Consider the following 17,100-nt stretch of genomic DNA (forward strand, 5'->3'; position numbering starts at 1 on the left):
GGGAGGCGCCATGGCCTGGATGTTCCTGCTGCTGGCGGCGGCCTTCGAGGTCACGTTCGCCATGGGCATGAAGTACGCCGAGGGCTTTACCCGGCCCTGGCCGTCGCTGCTGACGGTGGTCGCGGCGGTGGGCGGGATCTGTTTCCTGACCCTGGCCATGCGCGAGTTGCCGGTGAGCGTGGCCTACCCGATCTGGACCGCCATCGGTTCCCTGGGCACGGTGCTGCTGGGCTGCCTGCTGCTGGGAGAAAGCCTGACGGCGGTCAAGCTGGTGTCGGTGGGGCTGATCGTGGCGGGGGTGGCCGGGCTGAAGTAGCTGCCGGGAGAAACGGGCTGTCACCGGTTTGTCGCCAAAGCGTCATGGGGGCTGACGACGGCCCCGGTTATGGTCTAGCTTTCAGCCAGCCCCGCTGCCTTCGCACAAGGATGTCGCCGCATGTCCCAAGAGCTTGCCACCCGTTACCCCCTGGTCCTGGTGCCCGGCATGCTCGGCTTTGTCCGCCTGCTGCTGTACCCCTATTGGTACGGGATCATTCCGGCCTTGCGCCGCGGCGGGGCGCAGGTGATCGCGGTGCAGGTCTCGCCGCTCAATTCCAGCGAGGTGCGCGGTGAGCAGTTGCTGGCGCAGATCCAGCGGATCATGGCCGAGACCGGCGCCGCCCGAGTCAACCTGATCGGCCACAGCCAGGGCGCGCTCACCGCGCGCTACGCCGCCGCCAAGCGCCCGGACTGGGTGGCCTCGGTAACGTCGGTGGCGGGGCCCAACCATGGCTCCGAGCTGGCGGATTATCTGCAACGGCATTCACCCGCCCATAGCCTGCGGGGGCGAGTGCTGAGCCTGCTGCTGAGGGGGATTTCAAGCCTGATGCGGTTGCTGGAAACCGGCTATCGCGGACCGAAGCAGCCGGTGGATATCCATGCTTCGCACCAGTCCCTGACCACCGAGGGCGTGGCCCTGTTCAACCGCCAGTACCCCCAGGGGTTGCCGCAGGAATGGGGCGGGCAAGGGCCGGCGCAGGTCGACGGTGTGCACTACTACTCCTGGTCCGGCATTTTGCAGCCGGGCAAGACCAACCGCGGGCGTAACCTGTTCGACGGCACCAACCGCAGTTGCCGGCTGTTCGCCCGCACCTTCGTCCGTGAAGCCGGCCAGTGCGACGGTATGGTGGGGCGCTACAGCTCGCACCTGGGGCAGGTCATTGGCGATGATTACCCGCTGGACCATTTCGATATCGTCAATCAGTCCCTGGGGCTGGTGGGCAAGGGCGCTGAGCCGATCCGCCTGTTCGTCGAACATGCCCGGCGCCTCAAGGCCGCCGGCCTCTGATCTCAGCGTTGCCCGGCAGAAGCCGGCTTGCCGGCGAGCGGTCCCAGCACGGTGGTCCAGCGTTCCGAGAGAATCACCCCGCCCAAGGTCAGCAAGCCACCCACCAAATGGAACCAGGCCAACTGCTCATGCAGCACCACTGCCGCAATCAGCGCCGTGATCAACGGCAGCAGATTGAAAAACAGCGTGGTCCGGCTTGGCCCCAGGCGCACCACCGCCTGCATCCAGGCCAAGGGCGCGAGCATCGAAGCCAACAGGCAGGCATAGAGCACCAGCGGAATGTTCTGCAGAGTCGGGCCTACCTTCGGCGAAGCCAGGAACAACGGTAGCAGCACCACGACCGCCACCAGCACCTGCAGATACAACAGCACCAGCGGCGGCAGGCGCAGCTGCCATTTCTTCAGTAGGGTGCTGTAGATGGCGTAGGCCAGGGTGGCCACCAGCATCATCGCGTCCCCCAGGTTGACCCCGTGTTGCAGCAGCGCGGCCAGGCTGCCGGAGGACACCACCACCAGCACCCCGGCGAAGGACAGCACGGCGCCCACCAGGGCTCCGGCAGTCAGGCGCTGGCCCAGGGCCGCGATGGCCATGGCCAGGGACATCAGCGGCATCAGCGAAAGGATGATGCCCATGTTGGTGGCCGAGGTCAGGCTGGCGGCGAAGTAGGCCAGGCTCTGGTACACCGCCATGCCCAGCACGCCGAGAATGGCGATGCGCCAGAGGTTGGGGCGGACCTCCGGCCAGTGCTTGATCACCGGCTTGAGCATGAAGGGGGTGAACAGCAGGCCCGCCAGCAACCAGCGATAGAAGCCGATCTCCGCGGGAAAGATCGCGCCCACGGCGAGTTTGTTGATCACGGTATTGCCGGCCCAGATAAAGATGGCCAGCAGTGGATAAGCGTATTGCATGGAGACAACCAGACAGTTGATGAAGGCTGATTATCCTCTTGTCCGGATCAATGCCTATACTGCGAACCGGACAACCCGCCCCGACATCCGGACAGCATGAGCAAAAAACACATCGATCTCCTGGATTTCCACGGACTGCCCGCGCCGGTGTACTTCCGCTATGCCGACTTCGCCGCCCACAGCCATGCCCTGGAGCATCGCCACCCCTGGGGCTGCCTGGAGTATTCGGCCCACGGCGTGATGCACATGGAGATTGCCGGCCAGCGTTTCATGTCGCCGCCGCAATATGCGGTGTGGGTGCCGCCACAGACGCCCCACAGTTTCTACACCGCGCAGCCGATCAACTACCGCGCCGTACTGCTGGCCCCGGAGCTGTGTGCCGAGTTGCCGGCCGCGGGCAGTACCCTGGCCATCAGCGAGATCCTCAAGGCGATCCTCAAGGACTTCGCCGCCCGTGACGTGCAGATCCCCGAGGGTGAGGCCGACCAGCGCCTGGCCCAGGTGCTGCTGGACCAGTTGCGCCAGGCGCCGGTGCATACCTGTTACCTGCCCTACGCCAGCAGCCCCGACCTGCTGCGGGTGCTCCAGGCCCTGCAGGCCGAACCGGGCAACAACCAGCCTTTGGCCCACTGGGCGGGGCTGGCCCATGTCAGCGAGCGGACCCTGGCCCGGCAGTTTGTGCGCGAATTGGGCATGAGTTTTGGCGAATGGCGCCAGCGCCAGCGTTTCCTGGCCTCCATCGAGGCCCTGGAGAGCTCGCGCAGCATCCAGGAAATCGCCTTCGACATGGGCTACAGCAGCGCCTCGGCGTTTATCGCGATGTTCCAGCGCCAGGCTGGCAGCACGCCGGAGCAGTATCGCCGGGCCGGCCTGCAGAACAGGTGAAGGTGTAACAGGCTTTGTCTACACTGCGCTGGAGGCCGTGCCCGTCGGTGCGGTGACAAGGAGAAAACTCCATGAAGATGTTGCGTATTCCGTTGTTGATGGTGGGCCTGCTGCTGTGCTCCCAGGGTTTTGCCGCCACCGCCCAGCAGAACAAGATGACCACCTGCAATGCCGAGGCCACCGCCAAGACCCTAAAGGGCGATGAGCGCAAAGCCTTCATGAGCACTTGCCTCAAGGCGGCCCCGGCAGCTGCGGCTACCCCGTCCACGCCTCAGGAAAGAATGAAGACCTGCAACGCCACGGCCACCACCCAGGCGCTCAAGGGCGATGCGCGCAAGGCGTTCATGAGTGATTGCCTGAAGAAGAAATGAGCCTGAATCGATGGGGCTGAGGTATCGCGCGCTACAAAACCTTGGCCTGCATCGGTTTTTTCAGAGTTTCGCAGCACGTAAACCATTAGCTTTCAATGAGATAGGTCTGACAGCTACCGCTCGTCGCTTTTTTGTTATGTAATTTTTTTTACATTTACACTTTGTTCCCTTCGAAAACAGGTGCCGGGACGCACCACGCGGACGTTTGGCCAGCCAAAATCCGTGATTCTAGGGAATGGAAAGCATGTCGCGTTTTGGCTTGTTCAGGCCTGTAGTAGCGTTTTGTGCTTTGTCTGCTTCGCTCGCGCTCAGTGCCGCGCCGCTGCAGACGCCGGGTGATCGCGACCTGATTCGGGATCGCCAGCAGCAGTTGCTGCAAGAGCAGCAGAAGCGCCTCGACGAACTCCAGCAACTCCCCGGCAAGACCTTGCCCCCCGAGCCTGCCCCGCAACCGGGCGAGCAGCGCTGCTTCACCATCAAGACCGTGATTCTCAAGGGTGCCGATCATCTTTCCGCCGCCGATCGCGAGCGCCTGGTGGCGCCCTATCGCGACCAGTGCCTGTCGGTGACGCAGATCAACACCCTGCTCAAGGCCATCACCCATCACTACCTGCAGCAGGGCTATGTCACCACCCGGGCCTACCTGCCGGCCCAGGAACTGGCCTCGGGGCAACTGACCATCGTGGTGGTCGAAGGCCGCCTGGAGAGCCTGGACAGTTCCGCCCTGGCCAGCTCGCGGGAACTGGCCATGGCCTTTCCCGGCACCACCGGCGAGGTGCTCAACCTGCGGGAGCTGGAGCAACTGGTGGACCAGCTGACTCGCCTGCCTTCGCGCCAGGTGGAACTGGAACTGGCCCCGGGAGAGAAACTGGGTGACAGCCGTGTCGGGCTCAAGGGCCAGCGTCTGAAACCCTGGCGGGTATCGGCCACCCGCAACAACAGCGGCGACAAGAGCACCGGCGAGCAGCAGGCCGGCCTCGGCCTGGACTGGGACAGCCCCCTGGGCCTGGCAGACCAGCTCAGCCTGCGGGCCAACCAGGACACGGTCAGTGACCGCTGGCGCCACTCCGACAACCAGAGCCTGTTCTACAGCCTGCCCTGGGGCTGGTGGACCCTCAGTTATTCCTACAGCCAGAGCTACTACCGCACCCGCAATGACAGCACCGGCTTCGACTTCACCATGGACGGCGAAAGCAAGAACCAGCAGTTGCGCGCCGAACGGGTGCTGCACCGCGACAACCTGAGCAAGACCGGCATGAGCCTGGGCCTGAGCCAGTTGCGCACGCGCAACTACATCGATGACAACCTGATCGACGTGTCCAGCAACCGCATCACCGAAAGCCAGCTGGGCTTTAACCATGGGCGGCGCATCGGCAATGCCCTGGTCAACGCCGACATTGGCTGGCAGCAGGGCATCGGCGCCCTGGATGCCCAGGGCAGCGGCAATCCCCATGGCAGCGAGCCAGTGGCCCGTTACAACAAATACAGCCTGACCCTGAGCTACCTGCAGCCCTTTCGCCTGTGGAACGAAAACTTCAGCTTCGACAGCCTGGCCACCGGGCAGCGCAGCGAGGACGTGCTCTTCAGCCCCCAGCGTATCAGCCTCGGCGGCCTCAACTCGGTGCGTGGCTTCCAGGACCAGACCCTGTCCGGCAACAGCGGCGGCTACTGGCGCAACCAACTGCGCTGGCGCCGTGCGGTGACCTGGCCGGCGTTGCAGCCTTTTGTCCAGGAATACGGCATGGCCTTTGCGTATGACGTGGGGGTGATCAAGGGCGATCGCTACAACCATGATGCCCGCGGCCGCATGAGCGGCAATGCCCTGGAACTCAATGCCCGCGGCCAGTACCTGGCTGCATCCGTCAGCTTCGCACGCTCCCTGGAGCGACCGGCAATTATCGAGAGGCGAGAGCACCCGGTGTACTTCCGGGTAGACCTGTTCTTCTGACTCGCCCGCAACGTTATTGAATGGATGATTCGCACATGGACGTTCGCAAGCCTTTTGCCCAATGCATTGCCCTGTCGTTGTCGGGGATCCTGTTTCTCAACCCGATCGTCAGCGTGGCCGCAGGCCTGGCCCTGGACCCGGCCGCGGGGGGCAACGCCACCATCGGCGCGGCCGGCAATGGCGTACCCATCGTCAACATCAATGCCGCCAACGGCGCCGGCTTGTCCCACAACAAGTTCAGCGAATACAACGTCGGCAGCAACGGCCTGATCCTCAATAACGGTACCGGCTCGACCCAGAACACTCAGCTGGGCGGCTACATCATGGGCAACCCCAACCTCAAGGGGCAGGCGGCCCAGGTCATTCTCAACGAAGTCACCGGCAGCAATCGCAGTAAGCTGGCGGGCTATACCGAAGTGGCCGGGCAGTCGGCCCGGGTGATCGTCGCCAACCCCCATGGCATCACCTGCAACGGCTGCGGCTTCATCAACACCCCACGGGCCACCCTGACCACCGGCAAGCCGGTGATCGAAGGGCAGAAACTCGATCGCTTCCAGGTCGATGGCGGCGACATCAGCATCGAAGGCGCCGGCCTCAACGCCAGCAACATCGACCAGTTCGACCTGATCACCCGCAGTACCAAGCTCAATGCCGACCTGTACGCCAAGAAGCTCAACGTCATCACCGGGCGCAACGACGTCAAGGCCGATGATCTGAGCGTCACGGCCCGGGATGCCGACGCCAGCGCCAAGCCGGAACTGGCCATCGACAGCTCGGCCCTGGGCGGCATGTACGCCGGGGCGATCCGCCTGGTGGGCACGGAAAAGGGCGTGGGGGTGAACATGTCCGGGGAAATGGCGGCCAGCACCGGTGATATCCAGATCGACGCCAACGGCAAGGTCACGGTCGCCGGCATGGGCGCCAACCAGGCCATCGCCATCAAGGCCCAGAGCATCGAGCTCAAGGGCAAGGCCTACGCCGGTACCGAGGCGACCCTGCAGGCTGCCGAGCAGATCCAGGTGCAGACCAGCCTGGCGGCCCGGGACCGGGTCCAGGTGGTAGACGCCGCGCAGGTAGTCAACCACGGCATCATCGAAGCCGGAGTCAACACCGACAACAGCCGCAACGATCACGGTGAGGTCAAGCTGACCGCCGGCACCCTGGAGAACCACGGCAACGTACTGGCCAGCCGCAACCTGGAGCTGACCGCGCGCCAGGCCCTGAACAACCAGAACGGGGTGATTCAAGGGCCCAAGGTCGAGGTCAAGACCGCGCGCCTGGTCAACCAGGGCGCACAGGCCCGGGTGCTGGCACAGCACGAGCTGGTGCTGACCACCCCGGCCATCGCCAACCTGGGCGGCCTGATCCGCTTTGGCGACCAGCAGGCCGCGACGCTCACTCTGGATAGCCTGAACAACAACGGCGGGCGCCTGGAAGTGGCGGGCGCCGACCTGACCCTCAAGGCCCGCGAAGTGAGCAACCAGAAAGGCTCGATGATTGCCGACCGGGTAGAGATCAGCGCCGGGCGGTTGGACAACCAGCAGGGCCTGATCGGGGCCAGCCAGGGCAGCGCCACCTTCAAGGTCAGCGAGCAGTTGAACAACAATGGTGGCCAGCTCCAGGCCCAGACCCTGCTGGAAACCCAGGGCGCAGAGTTGCTCAACCAGGGCGGCAAGCTGCTGGCCGACCAGATCAAGATCACTGGCACGCGCCTGGACAACAGCCAGAAGGGCCTGGTCAGCGCCGAGAAGGGCGAGTTGCAGGTGAACCTCGCCCAGGACCTGATCAATGCGGGTGGCAAGCTCCAGGCCACATCGCTGCTCAGCCTCAAGTCCGCCAGCGTGGATAACCGCGCTGGCACCCTGGTTGCTCCGCAGCTGACCCTCACCAGCAGTGGCAAGCTCGACAACCAGGGCGGCACGGTGGATGCCACCGGGCTTGAGCTGCACACCGCGGACATCGACAACCAGGGCGGCCTGCTGCAAGGCAAGGACAACCTGCTGCTGGAAGCCCGGGACCTGGCCAACAACCAGGGCCAGGTGATCGGCAACGTACTGACTGCCAACCTCGACAGCCTCAGCCAGAACCAGGGCGGGGTACTCAGCGCCGAAGCCGGCCAGCTGACCCTGACGGTCAAGCAGCATCTGAACAACGCCCTGGGCCATTTGCAGGCCAAGAACGGCGATGTGCAGATCGGCTCCGGCAGCCTGAACAACCAGGGCGGCGTGGTGGTGGGCAATCAATTGCTGCTGACCAACAACGGCCTTTTGGACAACCGTGGCGGGCAACTGGTGGGCGACCGCCTGAGCCTGAGCACCCAGCGCCTGGACAACCAGGGCGCAGGCCTGCTGGCGGCGGGCAGCGACGGCTTGCTGCTGACCTTGACTGCCGACGGCGCCACCCCGGGGCAGTTGCTCAACAGCCAGGGGCGCCTGCAAAGCGACGGGCATCTGCAAGTCAACGGCGGCCAACTGAACAACAGTGGCGGGGTGATCCTCGGCGAGAGCGTCGGGATCAACGCCGCGGGCCTGGACAACAGCGCCAGGGGCGCAGTGGTGGCCAAGACCGGGGGGCTGCATGTGGCCCTCAACAACGGCGTATTGAACAACAGCGCCGGGGTCATCGACGCCGGTGACCAGGCACTCAAGGTCACCCAGCTGGCCCGTCTCGACAACCAGGGCGGCACCCTCAAGGGCAAGCACCTGGAGGTCGATGGCGGCGCGCTGGACAACCGCCAGGGGCAACTGCTCGCTGGCAGCGATGGCCTGAACATGGTGGCCGGGGGCCTGAACAACGCCGAAGGGATGATCCTGGCCCAGGGCGGCCATGGTGAAGTCACCCTGGGCCAGGGCAGCCTGGACAACCGTGGCGGCACCCTGCAGGGCGCGACCCTGGCGGTGACGGCCGGGGCTGTGGATAACAGTGCCCTGAACGGCAAGGCCGGCTTGATCAGCAGCCAGGCCGGCAACCTGAAACTGGTGGTGGATCGCCTCACCAACCAGGCAGGCAAGCTCTACGCCAACGGCCTGCTCAGCGCGTCCGGACAGACCCTGGACAACCGCTGGGGCGGCGAAATCAGCGCCCAGCAGTTGGACCTGACCACCGCGGCCAACCTCTACAACCAGGGCGGCCTGGTGGAGTCGGCCGGCTCGCTGCTGCTGGTGGGCGGCAACCTGGACAACAGCGCCGGCGGGCGAATCCGCGCCGTAGGCGGGGAGCAAAGCCGGATCAGCCTGGGTGGCAGCCTGTACAACCAGGGCGGTAGCCTGGCCCTGGGCTCCAACGCCTTCAGCCTGAATGCGGGCAACCTGAACAACGTCGGCGGCAGCATCGAGCACGCTGGCAACGGCCTGTTCAAACTCGACCTGGGCGGGCTCTCGGGCCTCCAGGGGCGCATCACCGGCCTGGGCCGGGGCGACTGGGACATCGGCTGGGTGGACCGCAGCGGGCTGATGCAGCTCAACGGCGCCCTGGACCTGAGCACCGGTGGCGATCTCAACCTCAGTGCCGGCGACCGTATCGCCAGCGCCAGCGGCCTGCGGGTGGGCGCCGCAACCCTGAACAACGCCGGGGAACTGGCCACTGACGGCTACCTGACCCTGGACCTGGGCGGCAACCTGAACAACAGCGGCCTGCTGTCCTCCCGAGGCAAGCTCACGGTGGGCGCCAGCGACCTCAACCAGAACGGCGGTCGTATCGCCAGCGGCGGCGACACCGAGCTGAACCTGCGCGGCACCCTGGACAACCTGGGCCGGCTGATCGCCAGCCAGAACCTCTACGTGTCGGCGGGGCAGATCAACAACCGCGGCACCCTGGGCGCCCTGGGGCAGATGCAGCTGCGCTCCAGCAACGGCATCACCACCTCGGCCGACACCCTGATCTACAGCGGCGGCGACATGCTCCTGCGGGGCAACGGCCTGGCCAACAGCTACGGCGACATCTACAGCGCCGGCAACCTCAGCTTCGCCGCCCTCGACGGGGGCCGCGCGGCCCTGCTGAGCAACCGCTCCGGAACCATCGAAAGCGAGGGCGACATGAGCCTCAACGTGGCGTTGCTGCAAAACGCCATGGACCAGTACCAGGTCGGCGAAACCATCACCCAGCGCAATATCGTGATCAACTGCACCGACTGTTCCGGCGATTACCACACCGCCACTTACATCGTTAACACCACCTACGAAGGCACTATGGGCGAGCACTCCGCTGGCGCCCGCCTGGTGTCCAACCGTGACCTGACCATCAATGCCGATACGGTGGAAAACGACCAGAGCCTGATCGCCGCCAACCGCGATGTCTCCATCACCGCCAACAACCTGTACAACCGGGGCCTGACCCTGAACAAACGGGTCGAGAGCATCAGCTATTTCCTGCACGGGGTTTCCCAGGGCGCGTTCCGCGCCGCCGAGCGCGCCACCATCGCCTGGAACGCCGCCAACGCCAATCGCGCGCCGGGCCAGCAGGACCCTCTGCCGACCGTGGTGACCCAGTACCCGATCTACGAACCCGCCAGCCACACGGTGATCACCCCGGGCTCCCAGACCGCCTACGCCTCCACCCTGCAGGCCGGCCAGCGCCTGCACCTGCAGGTCAGTGGCACCCTTGAAAACGGCGTGCAGAGCGAACAGACCCGCGCCCAGCTCACGGGGCAGACGCTACAGAACAACCTGACCCAGGTCGGTGGCCAGGTGATCACGGTCAACGCCCAGAGCTCCGCGGCGGCCAACCAAGTGGCCAAGGATGTGCAACGCATCGAGAAGATCGGCGCCGACGGCACCACCCAGGTCAGCTTCGTCCCGGTGGATTTCTCCGGCGTGCCGTTCGCCGCCGTGGACCCGACCTCGCTGTCGAGCTTCCGCGTGCCTCAGGGCGAGTACGGCCTGTTCGTCAAGAGCCAGAACCCCCAGGGCCGCTACCTGATCGAGACCAATCCGACCTTCACCGACCTGTCGCGCTTCATGAGCTCGGACTACATGCTCGGCCACCTCAACTACAACACCGACCAGACCTGGCGCCGCCTGGGCGACGGCCTGTACGAGACCCGGCTGATTCGCGACGCAGTGCTGGCCCAGACCGGCCAGCGCTTCCTGGCGGCCGGGCTGACCAGCGACTACGACCAGTACCGCTACCTGATGGACAACGCCATCGCTTCCAAGGACCAGTTGAACCTGAGCATCGGCGTGTCCCTGACCCCGGCCCAGGTGGCCTCGCTGACCCATGACATCGTGTGGATGGAAACCCGCGAAGTGCAGGGTGAGAAAGTGCTGGTGCCGGTGCTCTACCTGGCCCAGGCGGAAACCCGCAACCTGCGCGGCGGCAGCCTGGTGCAGGGGCGCGACATGACCCTGATCGCCGGCGGCGACCTGAGCAACGTCGGTACCCTGCGGGCCAGCAACGACCTGAGCGTGAATGCTGGCGGCAGCCTCTACCAGGGCGGCCTGATCGAGGCCAACGATCGGGTCAGCCTGATGGCCCAGGACAGCGTGCGCAACGCACTGGCCGGGGAAATCCGCGGCAACCAGGTCAGCGTCACCTCGATCAAGGGCGACATCATCAACGACCGCACCGCAGTGGCCGTCGGCTACGGCTCGGGCAATCGCACCATACTCGACCAGGGCAGCCAGATCACCGCGCGCCAGCAGCTGGACCTCAGCGCCGGTCGCGACCTGACCAACCTCGGCCAGCTCGCCAGTGCCGGCGATGCCAAGCTCAGCGCCGGTCGCGATATCGACCTGCTGGCGGTGCAGGACCACACCTTCACCCAGAGCGCGATCCGTCGCGGCCTGGTGACCAACGACACGGTGCAGACCCTGGGCTCCAGCGTGACCACCGGCGGCAACCTGGAACTCAATGCCGGGCGCGACCTGGCGGTGGTAGCGAGCCAGGTCAGCGCCGGCAACGACCTGTCCCTCAATGCCAAGCGCGACATCGTCATCGCCTCGGCCCAGGACGAGCAATCCTCGACCTTCTACCAGAAGAAGAAAGGTTCCTGGGGCAAGAGCAAGACCACCCGCAGCGCCGATTCCTCCACCACCAACGTGGCCTCCGAGATCAGCGCCGGGCACGACCTGATGGTCAACGTCAGCCAGGACAAGGATGGCCGTATCAGCCTCAACGGCGGACGCGACGTCACCGTGGTCGGCAGCCAGCTCAAGGCCGGCAACGACCTGCTGGTGGGCGCTACCCGGGACGTCAGCCTGGTCTCGGCCCAGGAGCAGCAGGACAGCGCCTACAGCCAGAAGAAGAAAGGCAGCTTCGGCCTGAGCAAGAGCGGCAACAGCCGCACCTCCAGCAGCACCACCCAGGTGGGCAGCGAGCTGAGTGCCGGTAATGACGCCGTGGTGATCGCCGGGACCAACGTCAACCTCTCGGCCAGTTCCATCGAAGCCAAGCGCGATGCCGAAGTGCGTGCCGGTCTGGTGGACAAGAATGGCGATATCAACCTGATGGATGCCGCCAACACTTCCAGCAGCCAGAGCGACAAGTACAAGAGCAAGGTCGGGCTCTCCAGTTCCGGCGGTTTCATCTCGGTCGCTTCGGGGAAAAAATCCGGGCAGGAGCACCTGCAGAGCCAGAGTGTCGGTAGTGTGGTCAGCGCCGGACGCGACACCACCCTGCAAGCCGCACGTGACGTCAACATGATCGGCAGCACGGCAGCGGCAGTGCACGACCTCAAGGTCGGCGCCGGGCGCGATGTGAATGTCCTGGCCGGCAGCAATAGCCAGGATCAGAGCCACTGGAAATCGGAGAAACACACCGGCTTGTCCCTGTCCAGCGATCGCAACGGCGTCACCGCGTTCCTCGGCCATGAAAGCCTCAAGGAAAAATCCCGCAACGCCCAGGAAACGGTGGCGCCGAGCCAGTTGCTGGCCGGGCAGGATGCGACCATCAAGGCCGGACGTGACCTGACCCTGGAAGGCTCGCGGGTGGACGCCAAGCGTGATGTCAACCTGCAGGCCGGGCACGACATCAACATTGACGCCGGCAAGGAAACCAGCATCGAGGAACGCAGCAAAAGTCGTGATCGCAATGGTCTGACGGTCAATGTCAGCCACAACTTCGGCAACACCATGGATGCCCTCAAGGGCACGGGCAAGGGCGAGGACGGGGTCAGCAAGACCTCCAGCGTGCTGAGCACCGTGGATGCCATCAACCAGTTCACTTCGGGGCCAACCGCCGCCACCCACCTGGGCTCGGCCAGCCAGTCCACCAGTTCGCGCCAGGAGACCCACGGCAACAGCCCGAGCAGCCTGGGAGCGGGACGCGATATCAGCGCCGTGGCCGGCAATGACATCAGCATTCGTGGCGGGTATTTCGATGCCGGGCGCGATATCTCCATGGTGGGCCGCGACATCATCGTCGATGTTGCCCGTGGTTCGGTTGCTGAAGAGAGCAAGAGCAGCCGTAGCCAGGGCGGGATCAACGGTCAGAGTGGCGGCGGTAGTGCCCGGGCAGGGATCGGCGGGAGCAACGGTACCTCCAGCGAGCAGATGAGCCAGGGAACCAGTACGCCGTCGGTGCTGCTGGCCGGACGTGACGTCAGCCTGGAAGCCCGCGACAATCTGACCTTGGTGGGCACTCAGGTGCAGAGCGGGCGCGATATCGATCTCAGCGCGGGCAAGGATCTGACCATTCGCGCTGCAGAGAACGATTCCAGCAGTGAATCCAAGCGCCACAGTGGCGGCGGTGAAGTGGGGCTGGCCCTGGGGGGCAAGGACTTTGTCTCGGTCTACGCCAGTGTCGACATGGGCAAGGGCAAGTTGGAGCGTGAAGGGCAGGCGCAACAGAACGCGCATCTGGTAGCGGGTGATCAACTGCGCTTCAGCAGCGGCAAGGACACCACCATTGCCGGCGCCACCCTGCGCGGTGGTGAGGTCATCGGCCGGGTTGGCGGTGACCTGACGGTGTCCTCGGTGCCGGATACCGGCAAGGCCAGCGGCAAGCAGATGGACGCCAGCGTCACCGTGAGCATTGGCCTGGCTGGCGGAGGCAGCGTCAGCGGCTCCTTGGGCCTGGGCAAGACCACCGGCAAGACCAACTGGGTCCAGGAGCAGACCAGCATCACCGGCCAGAACGGCGTGGATATCCGCACCGAGAAGCACACCCAACTCGACGGTGCACTGCTCGCGGCAGACAACGGCAAGCTCAAGCTTGATACCGGTACCCTGGGTTTTCGTGATATCGCCGGCGAGGACAAGGAGCACAGCTACTACTTGAATGCTGGGGGAACCTTCGGTTGGGGTGGCGATGGGGCCAAGTCCACGGGCGGCAAGGACGTGGCCTTCACCACCGACAAGAGCCTGGAAGGTCGGGGCAAGACCGGCAGTTCCGGCTGGAGCGTCAGCGGCTATGACTACCGCAAGGAGCGTGAGCAGGAAGTGCGCGCCACAGTGGGCGCGGGCACCATCACCGTGCGCAACGACGCCAAGACTGGCGTCGACTCCACTGCGGGCCTGAACCGCGATGTGTCCCAGGCCTATGAAATCACCAAGGACAAGGAAAAGCGTACCGACCTGTATGTCTCGCAGTCGTCCCTGGAGTCGGTGAACCACCCGATTCAGACCCTGAACCAGTGGAAGGAGGGGATGAAGAACTATGGCAAGAATACCTCGGGCCTCTTCACCCAGTTTGGCGATCTGAGCAAGGCGGCGGACCAGGTAGTGGCCGACAACCCGTCGTTGCTGCCGCTGGCCTGGATTCCTGGGCTCCTGGAAACCGTGCTCGACAAGGCTGGCAAGTACACCGGTGGCGTCATGCCCGGCGTCGAGAACCATGGCGGCCTGATCACCCAGGTGCCGGCCTTGATCACGGGCGACATGCGCTTCTATCGGGTCGAGACCAAGTACCAGTACGAGGCCGACGGCAAGACTATCAAGGTGGATCCCGTGTCCGGCAAACCGATGATCGAGAACGTGCAGAAGCTGATGGAGATCGAGCGTCCCGATGGTGATGGTGCAGTGTTCACCAACGGCATCCAGAACTCGCTGATGGCGGCATTGGTCAACGGTGCGATGCAGACCGGCTCCGATTCCTTCATGCAGGCCTACAACCCCGAGCACGGGATTCTCGGCGACTTGGTCGAGTCACTGTGGGATGTGGCGCTGGGCGGGACGGTGCGCTCTGGTAACGCCCAGCAGTTGCACGATTTCTTCCAGGCCGGGATCAAGGATGAGTACAAGCTGGACGTTGCTGGCCACAGCCAGGGCGGCCTGTTGACCTACCGGGCGATTTCCGGCCTGGATTTCAACCTCAATGGCCAGGTCGGGAGCATCCAGTTGTCGGGCGCCCCAGTGGGTTCCAAGAGCTTCTTTGAAGCCGCCGATGCCGCCGGATTCGATATCGGCAACGGCGCCTTCTTCCAGGTCAACCGTCCGGGGTCGAAGACCTTCTTCGGCATGTTGCCGGTCACCGATACCGTGTCGGATCTGCTGGGGCAGAACTTCACGCACTCGTCCGACCCGGTGGCTCGTTTCTTCGGTTCGCTGGCGACCAGCACCTCGTTGATGGGAGTGGATAGCCCGCACTCGAACTACCTGTGTGTCGCCAAGGGCATGTGCGGTGATGCGCCCAATGCACTGCAGGACCAGTTCAAGAAGAATCCCCGGTACATTGAACCTACGTTCATCGATGCCAATGGCAAGGACACTATCCGCAGATGAGGGGGAGCCCAAGTGTGGTGGTGGGGCTGGCATTGCTGCTCGGGGGATGCCTGAACCTCCCCGCCAAGCCGCAGGAGCGACGCACCGAGCAGCGCATGTTGTGTAGCGAAGGGGCCAAGCGGGTGACCTTGCCCCAGCGTTTCTCCTTCGACCTGCCTGAACCGTTCCGGCACACAGAATGCGGTACGCTCATGGGCGGTTTCTACTACGACAGAATCAGCGACAGCCTGTCTGTCGCTACCGAGGGGACCTTCGCCTATGGCGATGTCCAGGTATCGGCGTCTTCGCTGTACATGAAGGTCAGCAGCTTTCTCGACGGTGAGGGTTATGGGCTGATGTATCCCCGGGACGCCTTTCTCCAGGGCAAGCTGGCTGCATTGGCTTTGCCCGGCAGTGGTGCCAAACCCCGTGAAGTGGATTGGGTCACCCGGGGTGGCTACCAGTGCCTGCGCTTCTATGAGCACTGGCAGGGGGCTGCAGTGGGGCTCTGGGAGGATGAGGTCAGGTATTGGTGCTGGGAAGGGGAAAGCGGCCTGACTCAACCGTTCTATGTACATGCCGGGCAACGTCTGGCGTTGGGCGCCAAGGGTTACGATCTGGATCGGACCTTTATCCTGCCGTTCTTTGCCAGCTTGCAGATCAAGCGTCTGGCACCTTCGGCTCTGGCCCAGGCACAAAACCGGCTCCAGGCTGCTTGTGCCCGCGGCAAGGCCCGTTATGACCGGGGAAGCGCCTGGGGCAGCGACTATCCCGACAAGCGCCTGACCCTAACCCGCCTGCACTACTGCGGCTACGACGTGCCGCTGCCCGACCTTTCGGCACCGGCGCCCGGGGCCAAAGCCGACTGAACCTTCGCCTGTCACAACACTCCAGTACCCTGTAAGCCCGCGTCCTTAAGGCGCTTGCCACTATTCCTCAGGGGTGAAGGCTGGCAGACTGCCGGTCTTTTCCCCGCTGTCTGTCTTGAGGCTATATGCCAGCGTTTTCACAGCGTCATCTGTTGTTCATCAGTTGGATCATCATTTTCGGTGGCCTGTTGCTGGCCTTGCCCCTGCGTCTGCTGCCCAGCCTGCTGGCCGGGTTGCTGGTGTTCGAGCTGGTCAACATGCTCACCCCGCAACTGCAGCGGCTGATCGAAGGGCGGCGTGCGCGCTGGCTGGCGGTGGCCTTGCTGGGCACCCTGGTGGTCAGCCTGCTGACCCTGCTGTTCGCTGGAGCCATCAGCTTCCTGTTGCATGAAGCGGAGAACCCGGGTGCCTCGCTGGGCAAGTTCATGGTGGTGGTGGACAAGGCCCGGGGCCAGTTGCCGCCGTTCCTCGATTCCTACCTGCCGGCCAGCGCCGCCGAGTTCCAGGCCGCCATCGGCGCCTGGGCCAGCAAGCACCTGAGCGAGTTGCAACTGGTAGGCAAGGACGCGGCGCACATGTTCGTGACCCTGCTGATCGGCATGGTCCTGGGGGCGATCATTGCCCTGCAGCGGGTCCCCGACCTGACCAAGCGCAAGCCTCTGGCGGCGGCGCTGTTCGACCGTCTGCACCTGCTGGTCCAGGCGTTTCGCAACATCGTCTTCGCCCAGATCAAGATCTCCCTGCTCAACACCTTCTTCACCGGGATCTTCCTGGCGCTGATCCTGCCGCTGTTCGGGGTCAAGCTGCCGCTGACCAAGACCCTGATCGTGCTGACCTTCCTGCTGGGCCTGCTGCCGGTGATCGGCAACCTGATTTCCAACACACTGATCACCATCGTCGGCCTGTCGCTGTCGATCTGGGTGGCGGTGGCGGCGCTGGGCTACCTGATCTTTATCCACAAGCTGGAATACTTCCTCAACGCGCGGATCGTTGGCGGGCAGATCAGTGCCAAGTCCTGGGAGCTGCTGCTGGCGATGCTGGTGTTCGAGGCCGCCTTCGGCCTGCCCGGGGTGGTGGCGGGGCCGATCTATTACGCGTACCTGAAGAGCGAGTTGAAGCTGGCGGGATTGGTGTGAATCTTGTTCGCCGGCCCGCCG

9 protein-coding genes are annotated in these 17,100 nt (G+C 64.5%); 8 read left to right on the forward strand and 1 reads right to left on the reverse strand.

Going from position 1 to position 17,100, the window contains the following annotated elements; translation table 11 throughout:
- Nucleotides 1-10: 10 nt before the first annotated feature.
- Nucleotides 11-316 (forward strand): multidrug efflux SMR transporter, encoded by a 306-nt coding sequence (locus ABCR88_RS03155; RefSeq protein WP_041115646.1) that lies wholly within the window; start codon nucleotides 11-13, stop codon nucleotides 314-316.
- Nucleotides 317-436: 120 nt separating this feature from the next.
- Nucleotides 437-1,327: a triacylglycerol lipase gene (locus tag ABCR88_RS03160; protein ID WP_019094041.1), complete on the forward strand. Its 891-nt coding sequence runs from the start codon at nucleotides 437-439 to the stop codon at nucleotides 1,325-1,327.
- A 2-nt stretch (nucleotides 1,328-1,329) separates the two neighbouring features.
- Here the strand turns inward: ABCR88_RS03160 and ABCR88_RS03165 are convergent, their stop codons facing one another.
- Nucleotides 1,330-2,235, reverse strand: coding sequence for a DMT family transporter (locus ABCR88_RS03165; RefSeq protein WP_011058986.1), 906 nt, complete (start codon nucleotides 2,233-2,235; stop codon nucleotides 1,330-1,332).
- Between the two features lie 96 nt (nucleotides 2,236-2,331).
- Between ABCR88_RS03165 and ABCR88_RS03170 the strand changes: the two genes are divergently transcribed.
- From ABCR88_RS03170 to ABCR88_RS03195, 6 genes are all read left to right on the forward strand, one after another.
- Nucleotides 2,332-3,120 carry a helix-turn-helix domain-containing protein gene (locus ABCR88_RS03170; protein WP_041115648.1) on the forward strand — a complete coding sequence of 263 codons (789 nt, stop codon included), beginning with the start codon at nucleotides 2,332-2,334 and terminating at the stop codon, nucleotides 3,118-3,120.
- A 71-nt stretch (nucleotides 3,121-3,191) separates the two neighbouring features.
- Nucleotides 3,192-3,491: a PsiF family protein gene (locus ABCR88_RS03175; RefSeq protein WP_011058988.1), complete on the forward strand. Its 300-nt coding sequence runs from the start codon at nucleotides 3,192-3,194 to the stop codon at nucleotides 3,489-3,491.
- 244 nt (nucleotides 3,492-3,735) lie between these two features.
- Nucleotides 3,736-5,439 (forward strand): ShlB/FhaC/HecB family hemolysin secretion/activation protein, encoded by a 1,704-nt coding sequence (locus ABCR88_RS03180; protein WP_041120529.1) that lies wholly within the window; start codon nucleotides 3,736-3,738, stop codon nucleotides 5,437-5,439.
- Between the two features lie 35 nt (nucleotides 5,440-5,474).
- A complete protein-coding gene (locus ABCR88_RS03185) occupies nucleotides 5,475-15,095 on the forward strand; it encodes a hemagglutinin repeat-containing protein (RefSeq protein WP_350404105.1) in 9,621 nt (3,206 codons plus the stop codon).
- Nucleotides 15,092-15,943, forward strand: coding sequence for a hypothetical protein (locus tag ABCR88_RS03190; protein ID WP_026020080.1), 852 nt, complete (start codon nucleotides 15,092-15,094; stop codon nucleotides 15,941-15,943). Before ABCR88_RS03185 ends, ABCR88_RS03190 begins: the two co-directional genes overlap by 4 nt.
- 125 nt (nucleotides 15,944-16,068) lie before the next feature.
- Nucleotides 16,069-17,079, forward strand: a complete 1,011-nt coding sequence (locus ABCR88_RS03195; RefSeq protein ID WP_011058994.1) for a membrane protein — start codon at nucleotides 16,069-16,071, stop codon at nucleotides 17,077-17,079.
- Nucleotides 17,080-17,100 lie beyond the last annotated feature (21 nt).

The organism is Pseudomonas sp. W17 (assembly GCF_040268305.1).
Lineage (GTDB): Bacteria > Pseudomonadota > Gammaproteobacteria > Pseudomonadales > Pseudomonadaceae > Aquipseudomonas > Aquipseudomonas protegens.

Excerpts from the sequence above, each read along its gene's own strand:
- ABCR88_RS03190 (WP_026020080.1), top strand. The coding sequence starts at position 15,092 with ATGAGGGGGAGCCCAAGTGTGGTGGTGGGGCTGGCATTGCTGCTCGGG.
- ABCR88_RS03195 (WP_011058994.1), top strand. The coding sequence starts at position 16,069 with ATGCCAGCGTTTTCACAGCGTCATCTGTTGTTCATCAGTTGGATCATC.
- ABCR88_RS03180 (WP_041120529.1), top strand. The coding sequence starts at position 3,736 with ATGTCGCGTTTTGGCTTGTTCAGGCCTGTAGTAGCGTTTTGTGCTTTG.
- ABCR88_RS03175 (WP_011058988.1), top strand. The coding sequence starts at position 3,192 with ATGAAGATGTTGCGTATTCCGTTGTTGATGGTGGGCCTGCTGCTGTGC.
- ABCR88_RS03155 (WP_041115646.1), top strand. The coding sequence starts at position 11 with ATGGCCTGGATGTTCCTGCTGCTGGCGGCGGCCTTCGAGGTCACGTTC.
- ABCR88_RS03165 (WP_011058986.1), bottom strand. The coding sequence starts at position 2,235 with ATGCAATACGCTTATCCACTGCTGGCCATCTTTATCTGGGCCGGCAAT.
- ABCR88_RS03185 (WP_350404105.1), top strand. The coding sequence starts at position 5,475 with ATGGACGTTCGCAAGCCTTTTGCCCAATGCATTGCCCTGTCGTTGTCG.
- ABCR88_RS03170 (WP_041115648.1), top strand. The coding sequence starts at position 2,332 with ATGAGCAAAAAACACATCGATCTCCTGGATTTCCACGGACTGCCCGCG.
- ABCR88_RS03160 (WP_019094041.1), top strand. The coding sequence starts at position 437 with ATGTCCCAAGAGCTTGCCACCCGTTACCCCCTGGTCCTGGTGCCCGGC.